This is a genomic window from Roseateles sp. P2_H4, assembly GCF_056403315.1.
The window spans coordinates 1-18,505 of record NZ_JBFUFR010000025.1; the positions used below are offsets into that span (position 1 = coordinate 1).

At 69.2% G+C, this 18,505-nt stretch carries 16 protein-coding genes and 1 pseudogene; 6 read left to right on the plus strand and 11 right to left on the minus strand.

Going from position 1 to position 18,505, the window contains the following annotated elements; translation table 11 throughout:
- The 3 genes and pseudogenes from mnmC1 to AC1DW3_RS18790 all read left to right on the plus strand — a co-directional run.
- The coding region (gene mnmC1 / locus AC1DW3_RS18780; protein WP_477933678.1) for an FAD-dependent 5-carboxymethylaminomethyl-2-thiouridine(34) oxidoreductase MnmC1 at positions 1 to 1,107 on the plus strand (1,107 nt) is incomplete at its 5' end.
- 323 nt (positions 1,108 to 1,430) lie between these two features.
- Positions 1,431 to 2,534, plus strand: a pseudogene (locus AC1DW3_RS18785) (methyl-accepting chemotaxis protein); the annotation flags it as partial.
- Positions 2,535 to 2,817: 283 nt separating this feature from the next.
- On the plus strand, positions 2,818 to 4,371 hold the full coding sequence (locus tag AC1DW3_RS18790; RefSeq protein ID WP_477933680.1) for a M4 family metallopeptidase: 1,554 nt from the start codon (positions 2,818 to 2,820) through the stop codon (positions 4,369 to 4,371).
- On the opposite strand, the gene AC1DW3_RS18795 is transcribed toward AC1DW3_RS18790, so the two are convergent.
- The 9 genes from AC1DW3_RS18795 to AC1DW3_RS18835 all read right to left on the minus strand — a co-directional run bounded on the left by AC1DW3_RS18795 (position 4,368) and on the right by AC1DW3_RS18835 (position 13,305).
- Complete coding sequence (locus AC1DW3_RS18795) at positions 4,368 to 4,961, minus strand: hypothetical protein (RefSeq protein ID WP_477933682.1); 594 nt, start codon at positions 4,959 to 4,961, stop codon at positions 4,368 to 4,370. The genes AC1DW3_RS18790 and AC1DW3_RS18795 overlap by 4 nt on opposite strands.
- Positions 4,962 to 4,963: 2 nt before the next feature.
- On the minus strand, positions 4,964 to 5,623 hold the full coding sequence (gene rpiA, locus AC1DW3_RS18800; RefSeq protein WP_477933684.1) for a ribose-5-phosphate isomerase RpiA: 660 nt from the start codon (positions 5,621 to 5,623) through the stop codon (positions 4,964 to 4,966).
- Between the two features lie 53 nt (positions 5,624 to 5,676).
- Complete coding sequence (locus tag AC1DW3_RS18805) at positions 5,677 to 7,437, minus strand: glycoside hydrolase family 16 protein (RefSeq protein WP_477933686.1); 1,761 nt, start codon at positions 7,435 to 7,437, stop codon at positions 5,677 to 5,679.
- 5 nt (positions 7,438 to 7,442) lie between these two features.
- Positions 7,443 to 8,060: a PEP-CTERM sorting domain-containing protein gene (locus AC1DW3_RS18810; RefSeq protein ID WP_477933688.1), complete on the minus strand. Its 618-nt coding sequence runs from the start codon at positions 8,058 to 8,060 to the stop codon at positions 7,443 to 7,445.
- A gap of 17 nt (positions 8,061 to 8,077) precedes the next feature.
- Positions 8,078 to 8,749 carry a PEP-CTERM sorting domain-containing protein gene (locus AC1DW3_RS18815; protein WP_477933689.1) on the minus strand — a complete coding sequence of 224 codons (672 nt, stop codon included), beginning with the start codon at positions 8,747 to 8,749 and terminating at the stop codon, positions 8,078 to 8,080.
- A gap of 452 nt (positions 8,750 to 9,201) precedes the next feature.
- Positions 9,202 to 10,683, minus strand: a complete 1,482-nt coding sequence (locus tag AC1DW3_RS18820) for a carotenoid oxygenase family protein (RefSeq protein ID WP_477933691.1) — start codon at positions 10,681 to 10,683, stop codon at positions 9,202 to 9,204.
- A 12-nt stretch (positions 10,684 to 10,695) separates the two neighbouring features.
- The gene (locus AC1DW3_RS18825) at positions 10,696 to 11,124 is read right to left on the minus strand and encodes a DUF2141 domain-containing protein (protein ID WP_477933693.1); all 429 of its coding nucleotides are present in this window, start codon (positions 11,122 to 11,124) and stop codon (positions 10,696 to 10,698) included.
- Between the two features lie 104 nt (positions 11,125 to 11,228).
- Entirely contained in the window at positions 11,229 to 12,350 is a 1,122-nt protein-coding gene (locus AC1DW3_RS18830; protein ID WP_477933695.1) for a 3-deoxy-7-phosphoheptulonate synthase, read from the minus strand.
- 28 nt (positions 12,351 to 12,378) lie between these two features.
- Complete coding sequence (locus AC1DW3_RS18835; RefSeq protein ID WP_477933697.1) at positions 12,379 to 13,305, minus strand: DMT family transporter; 927 nt, start codon at positions 13,303 to 13,305, stop codon at positions 12,379 to 12,381.
- Between the two features lie 105 nt (positions 13,306 to 13,410).
- On the opposite strand from AC1DW3_RS18835, the gene AC1DW3_RS18840 reads away from it, so the two are divergent.
- Positions 13,411 to 14,355 carry a LysR family transcriptional regulator gene (locus AC1DW3_RS18840; RefSeq protein ID WP_477933699.1) on the plus strand — a complete coding sequence of 315 codons (945 nt, stop codon included), beginning with the start codon at positions 13,411 to 13,413 and terminating at the stop codon, positions 14,353 to 14,355.
- Here AC1DW3_RS18840 and AC1DW3_RS18845 read toward each other — a convergent pair.
- A complete protein-coding gene (locus AC1DW3_RS18845; RefSeq protein ID WP_477933701.1) occupies positions 14,352 to 16,094 on the minus strand; it encodes a zinc ribbon domain-containing protein in 1,743 nt (580 codons plus the stop codon). The genes AC1DW3_RS18840 and AC1DW3_RS18845 overlap by 4 nt on opposite strands.
- A 124-nt stretch (positions 16,095 to 16,218) precedes the next feature.
- On the opposite strand from AC1DW3_RS18845, the gene AC1DW3_RS18850 reads away from it, so the two are divergent.
- Together AC1DW3_RS18850 and AC1DW3_RS18855 are read left to right on the plus strand one after the other, a co-directional pair.
- On the plus strand, positions 16,219 to 17,259 hold the full coding sequence (locus AC1DW3_RS18850) for a quinone-dependent dihydroorotate dehydrogenase (protein WP_477933703.1): 1,041 nt from the start codon (positions 16,219 to 16,221) through the stop codon (positions 17,257 to 17,259).
- Between the two features lie 10 nt (positions 17,260 to 17,269).
- Positions 17,270 to 17,767, plus strand: a complete 498-nt coding sequence (locus AC1DW3_RS18855; protein WP_477933705.1) for an outer membrane protein assembly factor BamE — start codon at positions 17,270 to 17,272, stop codon at positions 17,765 to 17,767.
- 97 nt (positions 17,768 to 17,864) lie between these two features.
- Here AC1DW3_RS18855 and AC1DW3_RS18860 read toward each other — a convergent pair whose 3' ends face one another.
- Positions 17,865 to 18,359 (minus strand): FxDxF family PEP-CTERM protein, encoded by a 495-nt coding sequence (locus AC1DW3_RS18860; RefSeq protein ID WP_477933707.1) that lies wholly within the window; start codon positions 18,357 to 18,359, stop codon positions 17,865 to 17,867.
- Between the last annotated feature and the right edge of the window lie 146 nt (positions 18,360 to 18,505).

Below are 18,505 nucleotides of genomic sequence, written 5' to 3' on the forward strand. Positions count from 1 at the left end.
GTCATCGTCGGTGCCGGCCTCGCGGGCGCGGCCTGCGCGCTGGCCCTGGCCCGCCAGGGCGTGGCCTGCACCGTCATCGAGGCCTTGCCCGGCCCCGCCCAGGCCAGCTCGGGCAACCCGGCCGGCCTCTTCCACGGCACCCTCAACCCGGACGACGGCCCCCATGCCCGCTTCAACCGCGCCGCCGCCCTGGCCACGCAGGCCCTGCTGGCCGAGCTCGCCCTGCCCCATCAGAGCGGCCTGCTGAGGCTGGAAACACGGCTGCCGTTGGCCGCCATGCAGGGCGCCCCCGGCTATGTCGAGGCCCTGTCCGCTGAAAGCGCCTCGGCGCTGGCAGGTACCGGCCTCGCCCACCCGGCCTGGTTCTACCCCGGCGGCGGCGCCCAGGATCCGGCGGCCTACACACGCGCCATGCTGGCCGCCAGCGCCGCCGACCTGCGGCCGGGCCGCAGCGTGGCCGCGCTTGAAGCCGCGGCCGATGGCTGGCGCCTGCTGGATGCCGACGGCCATCTCATCGATACGACGCCTCTCGTCGTGCTGGCCGGCGGGCATGGCCAGTTGCCGCTGCTCGGCGAGCTGGCCACCGAGCTGACCGTGCAGCGCGGCCAGCTGACCCACCTGCCCGATGCGCCCTGGTGCCCCGCCGTTCCGATCGCCGGCGACGGCTACGCCCTGGCCGATGGCCGCGGCGGCCTGTGGTGTGGCGCGACCGCGCAGGATGGCGACCTCGACCCCGCGCTGCGGGAGGCCGACCAGGCCGACAACCTCGCCCGCTACGCCCGCCTCGCCGGCTTGGCCACGCCGCCCGAAGCAGCGCTTGCCGGCCGTGTGGCCTGGCGCCTCATCGCGCCGGACCGCCTGCCGCTGATCGGCGGCCTGGCCCTGCCCAGCGCGCCGGCGGCCGAGCAACTGCGGCTACAGGCGCGCCAGCCCGGCCTCATCGTCTGCACGGCCTTTGCGTCGCGCGGCATCAGCTGGGCGGCCCTGGCCGGGCGCCTCGTTGCCGCCCTGGCCCTGGGTTCGCCGCGACCGCTGGAGGCCGACCTGCTGGATGCCGTCGACCCGCTGCGCTTCGCGTTGCGCCAGCGACGCAGGCCCGGCCGTTGATCGCCGGGTTCAAGCAACTATTGCCGCTTCCTCCCCCATATCGCTCTTCCACCCCAGCGGGGCGGGCGGCACACTGCGCCGTTGACCCGGCCTGGCCGGTGTTCCTTCCTTTCTCTGATGGAGACGACGGCATGAGCGGTTCGCAGCGGTTGAAGTTGGCTCTGGGCGTGGTGCTCGGCGTGGTGACCCTCGGTGTCGGCGTGGCGCTGTCCGGTCTGGGCGACAACGCCGCTTCGGCCAAGGGCTGGCTGTATGCGGTGCTGGCGCTCAGCTGGGTGGCGGGCCTGTTCGGGCTGCTGACCGGTGGCGGCGCGGGCGGCAGCCTGCATGCGGCCACCGAGGCGGCCGAAGCGCTGGCTCGTTTCGACCTGACCCACCCCATTCCGCGCGGCGGCAGTGGCGACGTCGGCCGCCTGCTCGGCGCGCTGGACGACACCCAGCAGGCGCTGCAAAAGCTCATCGGCAAGGTGCGTGAGGCCGCCGACAGCATCGGCACGGCCAGCGCCGAGATCGCCACCGGCAACCTCGACCTGAGCCAGCGCACCGAACAGACGGCGAGCAATCTGCAGAACGCCGCTTCGTCCATGTCCGAGCTGACCGGCACGGTCAAGCAGACGGCCGACGCGGCCATGACGGCCAACCAGCTCGCCAGCTCGGCCGCTTCGGTGGCCCAGCGCGGTGGCGACGCCGTATCCCAGGTCGTCGCGACCATGGACCAGATCAGCCACAGCTCGCGCAAGATCAACGAGATCATCGGCACCATCGACGGCATCGCCTTCCAGACCAACATCCTGGCGCTGAACGCCGCGGTGGAAGCCGCCCGTGCCGGCGAGCAGGGCCGCGGCTTCGCCGTCGTGGCCGGCGAGGTGCGCCTGCTGGCCCAGCGCAGCGCCGAGGCGGCCAAGGAGATCAAGAGCCTCATCAGCGCCAGCGTCGAGCGCGTGGACTCCGGCACCCAGCAGGTGCAGGACGCCGGCGCGACGATGACCGAGATCGTCGCCAGCGTGCAGCGCGTGACCGACATCATTGGCGAGATCAGCGCCGCGGCGCGCGAGCAGAGCGAGGGCATCGCCGTCGTCAACGGCTCCGTCGTGCAGCTTGACCAGATGACGCAGCAGAACGCGGCCCTGGTGGAGGAATCCGCCGCCGCCGCCGAAAGCCTGCGCGAGCAGTCGGCCCGCATGGCCGAGGCCATCAGCGTGTTCAAGCTCAGCGGCGGCAGCGCCCATCGCCCGGCAGCGCCCAGGGCGCCGGCCGCACACCGGCCCGCGCCGGCCAAGCCGGCGGCCAAGGCTGCGGCGCCCAAGCCGACCGCCAGCCCCAGGCCGGCCTCCACGCCGGCGGCCAAATCGGCACCCGCCGCCGCACCGCGTTCGGCCCCGGCCCCCGCGCCGGCAAAGGACGACGGCGACTGGGAAACGTTCTGACGCGCGCCCAGTCGCGCCACTGAACCAGAGCCGGGCCCTGCCCGGCTCTTTGTTTTTTGGAATCAGGGTCCACCCGTCCCTGGTTTGTGGGCAGGGCCCCCGCGCCCTGGCGTGGCGTTGCGGCCCGCCCCTGCGGAGCCGGCTTTTTCCTGTTGCGTCGGTACGCCAACCGGGGATGTCCCCGTCCTCCCGATGGCCTGGTGTGAGCAAAGTGATGGCAGCGCCGCACCGGCGCGCCCCAGCGGCTGACCCGCCGCGCACTCCAACAAACCAGGAGCCTCCGATGTTTCGCCCGATCTTTCGCCTTGCGCTGCTGAGCGCGGCACTCACGGCCACCTTGGCCCAGGCCCAGTCCGAACGTACCGACGCCAACTCCCTGAAAAGCCGCGCCGAAGGCCATGTGCGCCAATTCCCTGGCCTCAGCCTGCACGGCAATGAGCACAGCTACAGCGTGCGCGACATCGTCGTCGACAGCGACGGCGGCAGCCATGTGCGCCTGGACCGCAGCGTGGCGGGCCTGCGCGTCATCGGCGGCGACCTGATCGTGCAGACCGACCGTTTCGGCACCTTGCGCGCCATGCACCACAACCTGCGCTGGCGCCTGGACATCGACACCAAACCCGCGCTGAATGGCCCGCGCGCCGCGATGGCCGCGCTGCGCACGATGGAGGGCGATGCCGGCAAGCCTGAACTCGTCATCTATGCCCGCGACCAGGCGCCCACCCTGGCTTGGGACGTGCCTGTGTCTGGCGAGAGCGCCGATGGCACGCCGTTCGAGAAGCATGTGATCGTCGACGCTGCTGATGGCCGCCAACTCGACGCCTGGGACGACATCCACACCGCGGCCGCCAACGGCACGGGCAAGACGCTGTACAGCGGCAACGTGGCGCTGACGACCAACAGCATCAGCGGCGGCTACGAGCTGCGCGACCCCAGTCGCGGCGGCACCTACACGATCAATCTGAGCAACCGCAAGAGCGGCGGCAGCGTCATGACCGACGCCGACAACACCTGGGGCAACAACGCGACCAGCGACGCCGCCAGTGCCGGGGCCGACGCCCAGTACGGCACGGCCATGACCTGGGATTACTACAAGAACGTGCATGGCCGCAACGGCATCGCCAATGACGGCAAGGGCGCCTACAACCGTGTCCACTACGGCCGCAGCTATGCCAATGCCTATTGGTCGGACTCGTGCTTCTGCATGACCTATGGCGATGGCGACGGCACGAGCATCAAGCCGCTGGTGTCCCTGGACGTGGCCGGCCACGAGATGAGCCATGGCGTCACCAGCCGCACGGCCAACCTGACCTACTCCGGTGAGTCCGGTGGCCTCAACGAGGCGACCTCCGACATCTTCGGCACCATGGTCGAGTTCTACGCCGGCAACGCCACCGATGCGGGCGACTACCTGATCGGCGAGAAGATCATGATTGGCGGCGGCTCGCTGCGCAGCATGGTCAAGCCCAGCGTCGATGGCGCTTCGGCCGACTGCTGGTACTCCGGCGTGGGCAACCTCAATGTGCACTACAGCTCGGGCGTGGCCAACCACTTCTTCTTCCTGCTGGCCGAGGGCACCAACAGCAGCTACGGCAAGAGCCCGACCTGCGTGGCCGGCAACACGCGCGTCGCCACCGGCACGGGCACGCTGGCCGGCATCGGCCGGGACAAGGCCGCCAAGATCTGGTACCGGGCGCTGACGACGAAGTTCACGTCGTCCACCACCTATGCCGGCGCACGCAGCGGCACCATCGCGGCCGCCAACGAGCTCTATGGCAGCGGCAGTGCCGAGGCGACCGCAGTGGCTGCCACCTGGAGCGCCGTCGGCCGCAACTAAGGCGCTTCTCGGTCTTCAGACGGGGCACCTGCGGGTGCCCTTTTTCGTTGCGTGTAACTGGCCTTGCGGCCGCGCGCGGGGTACCAGACCTCACGCTCCACCCAATGGGCCAGCCGGCCGGCACGGTCGCCGCGTTGCTCGCGCAGCCAGGCCAGCGCGGCCTCGTCGAGCACATAGACGCCATCGCCCTCCTCGCGCAATGCATCGGGCTGGCGGCGACGGATCGAGGCCACCGGCATCGCCCCGCCCAAGGCCGTGGCGAGGTCGGCCAGCGCGATCCAGCGCTGCCGCTCGATGTCGTCGTCCAGCACGCGGACGCGGTGGCCCTTGAACTGGTAGAAGCGGCCCTGCACCGGCCGGAAGGCCAGGTGGCGCAGCGCACGGCCCAGTGTTTCGCCGAGTGCGATGAGGTCGCCGGAGAAGGCGCGCGCCCACAGCATCAGCGCGAGCAGCAGGCCGGTCCAGCCCGAGAACCACCACAGCGGCACGGACACCGCCGTGCAGACGACGAAGCGCAGCAGCAGGCTGCGCCACCAGTGGTGCTTCTCGTGGTCCTCGGCGTCGAAACCGGCGCCGCCGCCGCGCGGCATGGTCAGAACTTCAGCGTCTTCACGCCCTCGGCGCCGCCGAGCAGGCAGACCTGGGCCTTGTGGCGCGCGAACACGCCGACGGTGACGACGCCGGGCCATTGGCTGACCTCGGCCTCGAAGGCCAGCGGGTCGGCGATGGCCAGGCCCGTCACGTCGAGGATGTGGCCGCCGTTGTCGGTGACGACACCGGCACGCAGCCGCGCCGCGCCACCGAGCTTGGCAAAGCGCCGCGTCAGCTGGGCCGCGGCCATGGGGATGATCTCGACGGGCAGCGGGAACTTGCCCAGGGTCTGGACGAGCTTGGATTCGTCGGCGATGCAGACGAACTGGTCGGCCAGGTCGGCGACGATCTTCTCGCGCGTCAGCGCGGCGCCGCCGCCCTTGACCATGAAGCCGCGGCCGTCGATCTCGTCGGCACCGTCGATGTAGACGGCCAGGCGCTCCACCTCGGTTGCGTCCAGCACCTTGATGCCATGCCTGAGGAGGCGCTGCGTCGAACGCTCCGAACTGGAGACGGCACCGGGAATGGCGATGCCGCTGGCCGCAAGAGCATCGATGAAGCAATCCACCGTGGAGCCGGTGCCGACGCCGAGGATCTGGCCGGCGGGGACATAGTCCAGGGCCGCGCGGCCGACGAGTTGCTTGAGCTGGTCTTGATTCATGGGCCAGCATTGTCCGGGATAGCCGCGGCGGACCGCGACCATCCCGGCCAGGCTTACTTCATCGTGACGCGCTTGGCCGCCGAATCGACGGCCAGCTGGCTCTTGCCATCCAGGGACGTGAAGCGGTACTCGACCACGTCACCCTTCTTCAGGCCACCGACCGTGTAGCGGCTGGCCGAGCCGTCCTGGCGCATCCGCACGGTCTGGGTTTCGCCGCCGTTGACCGTGTAGTGCACGTCCACCCAACCCGTCGCCGTCGCGGCGAGTTCGAGGGTGCTGGCACCGGTTTGCGCCGAGGCCGTCGGCACCGCCGTCGTCTTGGCCATCATCGGTGCGCTGACCGCCAGCGGGGCCACGCCGGCCACGCCCGAGTCCCAGATGATGTCGTCGAAGGCCATCTGGAAAGGTGCGCCCGGGTTGGAGCCGTCCACGCTGAGGAACTCGAACAGCGAGTTCATGGACTGCAGCGCGACCAGCGGGCCGGCGATCTCGGCCACCGGGATGGTGGCCGTGCCCCACTCGCCGTTGCGCACCAGGCCATAGGCGGTGGTGTTGGCGGGGAAGGTCACCCAGCTGTGGTTGGTGTAGGTGTCCAGGATGCCGATCTTGAACGCGACGTTGGCGGGCGCCTTGATCTTCAGCTTGATGTTGCCGCCGCGGAAACCGCTCATGTCGTGCGCCTGGCGCGACTGGACGGCGCCGCCGAACCACTGCCCCGGTGCGAAGTAGTTCAAGGCCAGCACGTTGGACCCTTCGAACGGCGGGATGTTGCCGCCGCTCATGGAGCCGTTGTTCCAGATGAAGAAGTCCGCCGACGTGCCGAGCGCCTGGCCGTTGGTGACCGGCGTGTTGTCGGTGAACACACCGAACTTGCCGGCTTCCGGCGTGATGCCGACGCCCAGCTTCACCTCACCCTTGCCATCCAGTTCGTAGACGCGCACGTAGTCGACGTACATCGTGGCTGGCAGCGGCGCGGTGATCTGCGCCGGCGTGGCCGCAGGCGTGAAGTTGCCGCCCACGGCCATGTTCATCAGCAGGTAGAACGGCTCCTGCAGCGCGGGYGACCCCACCGTGGAGATGGGCGCCTTGTACATGTCCAGCTCACGGCCGTTGTCCACCAGCGTGAAGCGGATCTGCGTGTCGGTCCAATACAGGCGGTACAGCACGAAGCGGTTGGCCAGCGAGCGCGTGGGCGTGACCCAGTTCTTGGTCTGCCAGGCGGTGGATGCGGCGCAGCTCTCGTTGCCGGGCACGCAGGCGGCCTGGTTGAAGGTGATGACGTTGGCGCCAACGAACTGGTCCGGTGACACGGCGGGCAGGCCCGCGGGCTGGCGGCCGCCCTGCTCCATGATGTCGATCTCGCCCTTGCGCGGCCAGGCCTGCGGGCTGGTGCCCAGCAGCCACAGCGCCGGCCACAGGCCCACGCCGACCGAGGGCGTGGCCGCGCGGATTTCGATCATCCCGTACTTGACCTGCACCTTGCCGGCCGAATCGAGCTTGCCGGAGGTGAACTGGTTGCTGCCCATCACCTCGCGCTTGGCGGTGATGGCCAGGGCCCGCGTGGCGGGCTCGAAAGGCACGCTGACGATGCTGAGGTTGTTGGGGCGGTAGTACTCCAGCTCCTGGTTGCCGTAGCCGCACAGGCCGATCTGGCAGCCGTTGCCGTCATAGGTCGACCAGAGCGTGCTGTCGAGGCTGGCACCGTTGAATTCCTCGGACCAGAGCAGCTTGCCGATGACGGGGCTGGTGACGCTGGCGGAGGCAAAGGCGCTGGCGGCCAGCAACAGGCCGCCGATGAGAGTTTGGCGATTCATGGCGTTCATCCTTGGGCGTTGGACTTGCGACGAGCAACGGCAGCGAGCAATAGCCCGCCCGCGAACATCAGGCCGTAGGTCGAAGGCTCGGGTACGGCGCTGGTGACGGTGATGCGGGTGGCCGGTGCGCCGGTGAAGCCCGTGTTGATCGCCTGCCAGTTGCCGGACGACGAGAAGGCCCAGGCGGCGCTGGGCGTGTCGGTGCCGCTCTGCCATTGACCGGCGAAGCCGGCATCGGCCTGGGTCAGCAGCCAGTAGCTGCCGGCGGCCAGGTTCCAGCCGGTGGGCGTCAGTGGCGTGTTGGCCCAGGGGTCGGTCAGATGGGTGCTGTAGAGCCAGCTGTTGCCGCTGGGCACGGCACCCGAACGGGCCATGATGCCCACGGTGACGCCACCCACGCCGTCGATGGACGTGAGGATGGACTGGATGGTGGTGGCGCTGCCGATGTCAAAGGCGACGGCGAGGTTCTGGCCCTGGCCCAGCAGCGAGGCCCAGCCGCTGACGTCATCGCCGGGGCCATAGGTGTCGATGACGACGGTGCCGGCGGCGCCGGCATGGGCGGCCAGGCCGCACAGCAGCAGGGACGCGGCGATTTTGGAGAGGGTGTGAATATTGGATTGCATGGCTTGTCTCCTCGGGTTCAGGCGCGACGGCGGCGGGCGATGGCGCCGACGGTGGCCAGGCCGGCCAGCAGCAATGCGTAGCTGCCGGGCTCGGGCACGGCGGTGGTCTGCAGCGCGAACTGCAGGTCGTCAACGAGGACGGCATTCGGGCGGCCATCCAGGATCGGGCCGACGGCCGTGCCGATCTCGATGAAGACCGCCGTCGTGCCGACCGGAATGGCGCTGGCCTGGAAGCTGATCTGCGTCCAGCTGCCGGTGTTGAGCTGGCTCTGGAACTGCTTGTCCAGGGCCGTGCCGAGGATGCCGCCGGCGCCCATATAGCGCAGCGTGACGAAGGCGTTGCCGGTGACGCTGGCGTCGCCCTTGGCCCAGAAGCTCAGCCAGGGCGTGTCACCCACATTGGCGGCGCCGAGCGCCGGCATGCCGCCATGGCCGACCGAGTCCTGCAGCGCGATGGAGGCATCGAAGCCGCCCGGGGCGCTCAGCAGCAGCGCAAAGCTGCCGGAGTGGGCGTCGCTGGACAGCTTGGCCGGGCTGCCGGTGGCGGCCGTGAGCCAGCCGGCTGCCAGTTGGCCCGGGCCGCCGGCGGCCTCGAAACCGCCATTGGCGAAGGCATTGGTCGTGGCCGCGCTGGCGGCGCCGGCGAGCATGAGCGTGGCCATCGCCACGCAGGTCTTCAGGTTCAGCATGTTGTCGTCTCCATGGTTTTGACGGGGAAATAGAAAATCCCGGAACGTGGCGACGACGAACTGCTGCCGGTCGCCGAAAGTGAAAGCGCTTTCTGAAAGCGCTTTCAACAAACGGCGCGACCATAGGGGGCTGACCGGAAGCTGTCAATGCGGAGTCCCCTGTCCCGGCCGGGGCCTGTTAACACTACGGCAATGGGTCGCGAAGGCCCTCCGCCAGGGGCCAATCAAGGCGCAGCGCGCCGCCCGCACTCGCGTGCGGGCCAGCGATGCAACGCCGAGTGGCCCCTGGCGACGGGCCTTCCCGAAGGGTTGTCGCCAAAAAAAGCCGCGCGTGGCGTTGCAAATGCTCGCCGGGTGTCCAACCCGGCTCCGCTTTGCGCCTTACTCGCGGCCTTTTTGGCGACAACGCGACCCGTTGCCGTAGCGTCAACAGGCCCTCAGAGACAGACGCGTCAGGCGGAATAGAACTTGCCGTGGAAGCCGTAGGGCACGGCGTAGGGCAGCCAGGCGCGGGCCAGCGGGCCGTCGGCCAGGCGCATCGCGTCGAAGACGCTCAGGAAACTGCGCCGGCGCTTGACGTCATAGCCCATGCCGACCAGCCAGCCCTCGCCTTCCCGCGTGCTGCCGGGCCTGGGCACCAGCACATGCTCCTCGACGACGGTGTCGTTGCCAAAGCTGAAGCGCTCGCGCGCGCCGCTGTCGATGTCCAGCCGCATCAGCCCGTTGAAGCCCCAGCGCGTACCGGTGTCGACGGCCGTCGGGTACCAGACGAAACGGTGCCGCTGGGCCACGACGCGCGGGTCGACGACGGGGAACTCGACGGCCTCGTCGCGTGCGGCCAGCCGCAGCCGGCCGGCCTGCAGGTCGATCTCCAGCACGCGCGGCGTGGACACCTCGCGGCCCGTGCGCTGGCCGCGCATCATCTGCTCGGCACTGGCATTGAACTCCGGCAGCGGCACGCCCTGCACATAGTCCAGCCGCAGCAGGCGGCCGTCGTCCCAGGCATTGCCGAAATGGAAGACATGGCAGGCCGGCATCTCGAAGACGCGGCGGCGCGAGAAGTCGGCCTTGTCGACGACGAGCACGCGGGTGGGCTGGTCGGCACCCCAGCGCATGGCGCCGAGCATGGACTGGCCGGCGCGCACGGCGGCGATGTCCAGCTTGATGGGTGCAAGCAGGAAGACGAGGTGGTGCTGGGAGACGGCGAAGTCGTGCAGCATGGCCGGGGCGTCGATGTCGTCCAGCAGCGCATGGCGGCGCACGCTGCCGTCGGCATCGATCTGGTAGAGGGCCAGGCGGCCATTGGCGGTGCCGAAGTTCCACACCGTGCCGTCGGGCTCGACCTTGGGGTGGGCCGAGAAGGGCATGCCGCGCAGCTCGGGCGCCCAGGTCTTGACGCCACGCGTGGTCAGCGTCGCCGGGTCCAGCTCGTAGGCGCTGCCGCCCTCCCACAAGGCGTAGAGGTGGTCGCCCTGCAGCAGCACGCTGGTGTTGGCCGCATTGACGCTGTCGGGGCCACGCACCGGCAGCTCGGCCTTGATGGCCGTGCCGAAGGCGGGCAGCAGGAAGCGGCCGGCCTGCTGCTCGGCGCGGAACTTGTCGGTCTGGACAAAGCGGGCGCGGTGGCTGGCGCGGCCATCCTGCAGTTGCCAGGACTGCACGAGACCGTCGCCGTCGAACCAATGGCTGTAGCGCTGGCCGGCCCGTTGCATCAGGCCGGGGCCGTTGCGGAAATAGCGGCCGCGCAGCGCAGCCGGCAGGCGGCCTTCGATGACGGCATGTCCATCGAGGCTCTCGCCGCTCAGGCCGCGCAGCGGCTCGAGTTCTGGCGCGCCAGCCGCGAAGCCCTCGGCCGGCAGGCCCAGGGCCAGCAACTCGGGGCTGAGGCCGCCGGCCAGCAGCGCGGCAAGAAGGGAACGGCGGGTCGTGCTCATGGCCGCCTCCGCTCAGTTCAGCTTGACCTTGACCGGCACGCCGGCCACCGGCATCACGACGGCCTGCTCGAACTGCGGCGGGCCGAAGTTGCCGGCCGCGTTGTTGGAAAAGCCGAAGGGCTCGACCGGGATGCCCATGGCATTCATGTCCAGGCGACCGTTGGCATTGGCGTCCTGGAAAAGGCTGATGGCGAGCGGGCCGTCGGGCAGGCCCTTGAGCACGACGCTGAACTTGCCGTTGGCGGCGGCGTTGAGGTTGAAGCGGTGGCCAGATTGAGGTTGACGCAACCAGCCGGCGGGTTCGGTAAAGACGGCCACCATCAGCGAGGCGCCCTGCAGGCGGCTGGTGTCCAGGCCCTCGACCTCGAGGGTGATGTCGGCCGCCTGGCTGCACAAAGGCAGCAGGGCAAACAGGGCGGCGGCAAGGGCTTGTCGTTTCATCGCGGTCTCCAGCATTCAGCGGTTGGGATGGCTGAATGATGGGAACCGCCCCGCCGCGGCGCGAGCGCGCTGCGACGGGTGGGCGCCGGGCGGCGCGAGCGGATTTAACCTCGACGCGTACGGACGGCCGCAGCCAGTTCGCGCAACAGCGGCTCGGTCTGGCTCCAGCCCAGGCAGGCGTCGGTGATGGACACGCCGGGCTTCAGGTCGGCCTTGGTCTGGCCCTCGGCCAGGTCCTGGCGGCCGGGCTGCAGATGGCTTTCGATCATGACGCCGGTGATGCGCGCGTCGCCGCCCGCGATCTGACCCGCGACGTCACGGCCGACGTCGACCTGGCGCTCGTACTTCTTGCTCGAGTTGGCGTGCGAGAAGTCGATCATGACCTGCTCGCGCAGGCCCGAGGTCTTCAGCGCATCGCAGGCCGCATTGACCGACGCCGCGTCGTAGTTGGGCGACTTGCCGCCGCGCAGGATCACGTGGCAGTCCTGGTTGCCGCGGGTCTCGAAGATGGCAGCCGTGCCCATCTTGGTCATGCCCATGAAGGCATGGGCGCTGCTGGCGGCCAGCACGGCGTCGCTGGCGACCTTGATGCCGCCGTCGGTGCCGTTCTTGAAGCCGACCGGACAGGAGAGGCCCGAGGCCAGCTGGCGGTGGCTCTGGCTCTCGGTCGTGCGCGCGCCGATGGCGCCCCAGGCGATCAGGTCGGAGATGTACTGCGGCGACAGCAGGTCCAGGAACTCGGTGCCGGCCGGCAGGCCCAGGCCGTTGACGTCCAGCAGCAGCTGGCGGGCCAGGCGCAGGCCCTCGTTCATGTGGAAGCTGCCGTCCAGGCGCGGGTCGTTGATGTAGCCCTTCCAGCCCACCGTCGTGCGCGGCTTTTCGAAGTAGACGCGCATGACGATCAGCAGGTCGCTGCTCAGCTCCTCGCGCGCCGTCTTCAGCAGGCGGGCGTAGTCCATCGCCTGGTCGTGGTCGTGGATGGAACAGGGGCCGACGATGACGAGCAGGCGGTCGTCCTGGCCGTGCAGGATGGCGCTGATCTCCTGGCGGGCCCGCTCGACCAGCTCCAGCGTCGCATCGGGGATGGCCAGTTCTTCGAGCAGCAGGGCCGGGCTGATCAGCGCGCGGACGGCGCCGATGCGGGTGTCGTCGGTGCGCGTGGTGTCGCGGGTCTCGTCGCGGGAGCCGGCTTCGCGGTCGTGGTGGGGATCGTCGAGAGGTTTCATATACGGGCTCCAGAGAAGCCCGCTATTTTCACCGCTTGGCGGCGGCGAAGCACACGGCCAGCGCAGAGAGCCCAAAACCGGCGATGGCCAGGGGCTCCAGCCGCTCGCCGAGCAGCACGAAACCCATCAGCGCTGACACGCCCGGGATCAGGAAGAAGAGGCGCGCGACCTGCCCCGCCTGGCCGCGGCGGATCATGATGAACATCAGGCTGAAGGCGCCGATGGAGTTGACCAGGCCCAGCCACAGCCAGGAGCCGATCAGCTCGGGCGCCCAGTCGATGGCGAAATGCTCGGTCGGCCAGGCCACAGCGGCCACGGCCAGGGCGGACACGGCCATCTGCACGCCGGCGCCGCTGCGCAGGTCCATGTGGGCGCAGAAGCGCTTCTGGTAGAGCGTGCCGGCGACGAGGCCCAGCAGGCCCAGGCCGGCCACGGCATAGGCCGTCCAGGCGCCGTTCAGCGGCTTGTCGGCGATGACCAGGGCCACACCGACCAGGCCGCCGAGAAGGGCCAGCATCTGCCGCGAGCCAATGCGCTCAGCCAGCCACAGATGGGCCCCCAGGGCGGTGGCCAGCGGCATCAGGCCGATCAGCAGGCCGGCGACGCCGGCGCTCAGGCCCCATTGCAGCGCGAAGTAGATGCAGGAGAAGTGCAGCACCTGCATCAGCAGGCCGACAACGGCGAGATGCGCCCAGCCGCGGGCGCGGTGCGGCMAGGGCGCGCCGGTGGTGGCAGCGACCGCCAGCAGCACGACGGCGGCGAGGCCGAAACGCAGTGTCAGCAAGGTCAGCGGCCCGGTGTGCGGCAAGGCCAGCTTGCCGGCCACATAGCCGCTGCTCCACAGCAGGATGAAGAGCAACGGCAGGCTGGACGCGGCGGCGGCGCCGAGCAGACGGTCGAATGCGCTGGGCCGGAAGGACCGGGCCGCGCAAGCTGACAGGGTGGTGGTGGACATGGTGGCGACTCCTTGAAGAGACATGTCTGCACTCTAGAAATCAATCAATCGAGACACAATCCATCTGAAAATAGATTCAGAGTTTCCAAACGGAGCACAGTCACCATGGGCCGCCTTGAAGACCTGCAAGCCTTCGCCCGCGTCGTCGACGCCAAGGGCTTCTCCGGCGCCGCCCGCCTGCTGGGCACGACCAAGTCGGCCGTCAGCAAGCAGGTGGTGAGGCTGGAGGACCAGCTCGGCACGCGGCTGCTGCACCGCACGACGCGCAGCGTCAGCCCCACGGCCGAGGGGCGCAGCGTCTACGGGCGCGCGCTGAGGTTGCTGGACGAGTCACTCGCCTTGGAGACCGAACTCGCCGGTCGCCGCGACGAGCCGCGCGGCGTGCTGCGGCTGTCGGTGTCCACGGCCTTCGGCAATCTGCAGTTCACGGCGCTGATGGCCGAGTTCTGCGCCCGGCATCCGCAGATCGATGTCGTGCTGGGCCTGAACGACCGCTACGTCGACCTGGCCGAGGAAGGTTTTGACGTGGTGCTGCGGCTGACGCACAAGCCGTCGGACGGCCTGGTGGCGCGGCGGCTGGCGGCGATCCGCTTTGTCCTCTGCGCGGCGCCGGCCTATCTCGAGGCCCATGGCGCGCCTCAGGCAGTCGACGACATCGCCGGCCACCGCTGCCTGCGCTTCGGCTATCTGCAGTCGCCCGATCGCTGGCGCTTCCGACACGCTGAAAGCGGTGAGGCCGAGGTCGAGACCCGCGGCGCACTGCGCTTCGAAAGCGGCTTGACGGCCAACAGCAGCGAGTCGCTGCGCGTCGCGGCGCTGGCCGGCCTGGGCCTGGCCGTGCTGCCCACCTATGCCGTCGGCGCCGACCTGCGCGCCGGGCGGCTCCAGGCCGTGCTGCCGGACTGGCAGCCGGTCGGCGGCCTGGCGGACGCCAACACCCTCTACGCCGTCTACCTGCCCAGCCGCCACCCGGCGCCCAAGGTGCGGGCGTTGATCGACTTCATGCTGGAGAAGATGGGCGATGTGCCGCCCTGGGACCGGGAGAACTAACCGATTTTTTCACCGCAGCCTTGGCAGAAACGCGCGTCTGGCAGGTTGCGCGCCCCGCAGTGCCGGCAGAACAGCTGCTGCGCCGGCGCTTCGGCGCTGCTGGGCGAGGCCAGCAGGCTGGCTGCCTCGCCTGGCAGAGCCGGTGCACCCACGGCGCCCGTGAGCGCCCGTTCCGTCTGCGCCAGCGCGGCGATGCGGTTCATATCCTCGGCGCTGTTGGGCGCCACCAGGCTGGCACGGCTGCGGCCGAAATCGCTCAGGTGCTGGCCCAGTTCCTTCGCCTCGGCATCGGTGGAGAACATCGCGGTGATCTGGCGCGAGCCGTCCTTGCCGAACACGACGGACTCGATCCGCGCACGCCAGACGCGCAAGGTCATTGCTTCGGTGCGCACGATCTGGTTGCTCGTCTGTACCCGGGCCGTGAGCTGGTTTCCAGTGCCGACGCTGGCGGTCTGGTAGGTGCCTTCCATCTCGACCCAGGTCATGACGGACTGGAAGTCGAAACGCCCCCACAGCTGCGCGGACGAACGCAGGCAGAAGCCTGCGACCACCAGGAAGATGGTCGACGCGCCAAGCAACTGCAGTGGCAGCTCCTGCCCCTGCAACGCGCGCTGGGCGACCAGACAACCACAAACGCTGGCCGCGAGCGTCAGCACTGTCGCGTAGAGGTCGAGGGCGGCAAGGAAGCGGTGGCGTTCCGATCCCAGGGCCTGCAGAACCGACGCCGGCACCATGTTCGGCATCGGAATGGGCTGCGATTCCTCCAGCAGCTCGCCGCTGAACGCGCCCGAATGCAGCTCGGGCTGGATGCTTGGCACGGCGCGCGCGTAGCGGCGATTGGGGATGCGCTCCGTCCACTGCTCCTGCATGCGGCGTTCAAGCTCATCCAGCAGCAGGCCCGGCGGTACGTTCAGCGACAGGCGCAGTTGCTCCGAACTCGTCTGCGTGGGCGGCGGTGGCGCGATCTGGTTGAGCGAGGCCAGCAGCAGCAGCGCCGAGGCCACCGTGCCCGAGATCAGCAGCATGAAGGTCTGCGGCGCCAGCGAGAACGGCAGCGCCGGCAGCCCCTTGCTGACAACACTCACGACGGCAGGCCCGATCACCGCTGCCACGATCAACAGCACGAGCGTGCGGGTGCTGAGTTCGGCCCGCCCTCCACCCAGGAAGGGGCGCAGCAGAAAGACCAGCCCGAAGGCGAAGTAGGCCGCCGACAGCAGCGGCCGACTGGCCTCGGTCCCGAAGACGCCCCAGGCCAGCACGAAGCTGAGCGAGGCCGCCACCATCGCACACACGTTGAAGAAGGCACTTCGAGCCTGGCTCTGCACGGGCAAGGGCGCCGTGATGAGCTTGGGCACCCAGTGGTACAGCACCCCATCGATGGCACCCGACGGCTCCGGATAGGTCAGCGCGCCCTCCCGCAAGAGGCGCTTGATCTCATCCGCCGCGGGCGAGTTGCCGCTGGCCGCCTGTGGAATGTCCGGCGCCAGGGAATGCGGCCGGCCGCGGCCGAAGAAAAAGCGCAGCCGCTTGGCCGCCACACCCGAAGCCAGCACGCCAACGAACAGCAAGGCGATGCCAATGCCCAGTGGGATGGGCGCCAGCGTGTGTCTGGCAGCCACCAGCACGTACAGCCCCGCCAGGACGAGCACCGTGCTGGACGCCAGCAACAGACGGTTCTGAACCTTGTAGGGGTTGGGTAGCTCCAGCGTGGCGCCGGCCGAGCTGTAGTCGTAGCTCAAGTGGAGCTCCTTGTTTGAAGTGATCCGCGGGACCGGCAAGCCATGGCACACGACACCGCCGGTAGCGCGCCAGCGTAATGCACTTGGGCCAACTCGCCGGCAGCGGCTGAGAGAATCGCGGGCTATGCCGCTGATCCCCTACGCCCTCACCCGCCCCTTCCTGTTCGGCCTGGACCCCGAACACGCCCACGAGCTGACGCTGAACAGCATCGCCAAGCTGCAGAACACGCCGGCGCAACTGCTGTGGTGCGGCGAACGCATCAGCGACCCGGTGACGATCGCCGGCCTGCGTTTCCCGAATCGCATCGGCCTGGCTGCCGGCCTGGACAAGAACGGCCGCTGCATCGACGGCCTGGGCGCCATGGGCTTCGGCTTCATCGAGGTCGGCACCGTGACGCCCAAGGGCCAGCCCGGCAACGACAAGCCGCGCATGTTCCGCCTGCCCGAGGCGAATGCGTTGATCAACCGCCTGGGCTTCAACAACGAGGGCCTGGCCAGCTTCATCGCCAACGTGAAGCGCGCCCACAGCTTCCGCAAGGCCGGCGGCATCCTCGGCCTGAACATCGGCAAGAACGCCGCGACGCCCATCGAGAACGCGGCCGACGACTATCTGCTCGGTCTGGAGGGCGTGCACCCGCATGCCGACTACATCACCGTCAACATCTCCAGCCCCAACACCAAGAACCTGCGCGCACTGCAGAGCGATGAAGCCCTGGACGCCTTGCTGGGTACCTTGCAGGAACGCAAGCAGCGACTGGACACGCAGAGCAGCCGGCGCGTGCCGATGTTCGTCAAGATCGCGCCCGACCTCGAAGAAGACCAGGTCGGCGTCATCGCTCAGACGCTGAAGGCCAACGGCATCGACGGCGTCATCGCGACCAACACGACGATTGCGCGCGACAAGGTCCAGGGCCTGGCGCACGCGAACGAGATGGGGGGCCTGTCCGGCGCGCCGGTCTTCGAGGCCAGCAACCGCGTCATCCGCCTGCTGCGCGCGGCCTTGCCGGCCGGCTATCCCATCATCGGCGTCGGCGGCGTGCTGAGCGGGGCCGATGCCCGCGCCAAAGTCGCCGCCGGCGCCGACCTTGTGCAGGTCTACACCGGCCTCATCTACAAGGGCCCGGCCCTCGTCAGCGAATGCGCGAGGGCCCTGGCCCAACGCTGAGTCCACTGCCATGCGCCTCGCCGCCCTTGCCCTGTGTACCGCGCTGCTGAGCGGCTGCGCGACGCCGGACCGTGATGCGCGGCTGCAACCCGGCGTCAGCACGCAAGCGGATGTCGTCGCGATCTATGGCCAGGCCGGACGCGTCTGGCCCGAGACCGATGGCGGCCGCACGCTCGAGTATTCGAGCCAGCCCATGGGCCAGCACAACTACAGAGTGCGCCTCGCGGCCGATGGCCGACTGGTTGGCGTCGAGGACGGCCTCTCACCCGCGGGGCGTGCCCGTATCGAGCCCGGCATGACGCCTGAGCAGGTCAGCCGCCTGCTCGGACGCGAACGCACACGGGTGTTCTTCCGCCTCAGCGGCGAGGACGTCTGGGACTGGACCATTGAACCCGACCAGACCGGCTACGGCATGCGCTTCAACGTCCATTTCAAGGACGGCGTCGTCGTACGCACGACGCAGAGCATGGTGTTTCCGAGCCGGCTCTTTCCTGGCTTCGACGACTGAGCATGAAAAAGCCCTGGCGGCGCAAGGCTGCCAGGGCTGTAGCGCTGGACCGACCGCCGGCACGCCCGCGAAGGGCGCGCTGGCAGTCCGTTCATGATCAGTCGCGGCGGCGGCGCGAGGCGAGGAAGCCGATGATGCCCAGACCCGCGCCCAGCAGGGCATAGGTCTCGGGTTCAGGCACCGGAGCCGCCGTGGCAGCCGAGCTGATCACGTAGCTGGCACCGCCCGGGGCGCCGCCGAGTACCGAGTAGTAATAGCTGCCGGAGGCCAGGGACACCGTATGCACGGCGGGCGTGCCACTGAATGTCCAGGCGCCGATGCCGACGTCGTCTCCCGTGCCCTTCAGACCATCGGAACCGAAGGAATACAGGCTGTAGGCACCGCCGACGACGGTACCGAAGGACACGACACTGCTCGCGACGCTGGACTGTGAACCCAGCCAGAACGAGAAGGTGTCGAAGATTGCTCCGCCGGCGGTACTGCCAACGCCAACTTCGAGCAGGTCATGTGTGCCCCAGTTGGTGTCGGCAGCGTGGCTGCTGAGCGCGGTTAGCGCCACCACCGAGGCGGCGGCTAGGGTTTTCAACTTCATTGCGTAGCTCCTGACTTTGACGGTCAAGCACAACCGCCGGAAATCATTGTGCAGTGCAGCGAAGTTTCGCCAAGACATTGGCACCCCACGGGCTAGGGAGGCCGCGCAGCTATCTTGTAGCAGGATGTAAACGATTCACCAGGGTC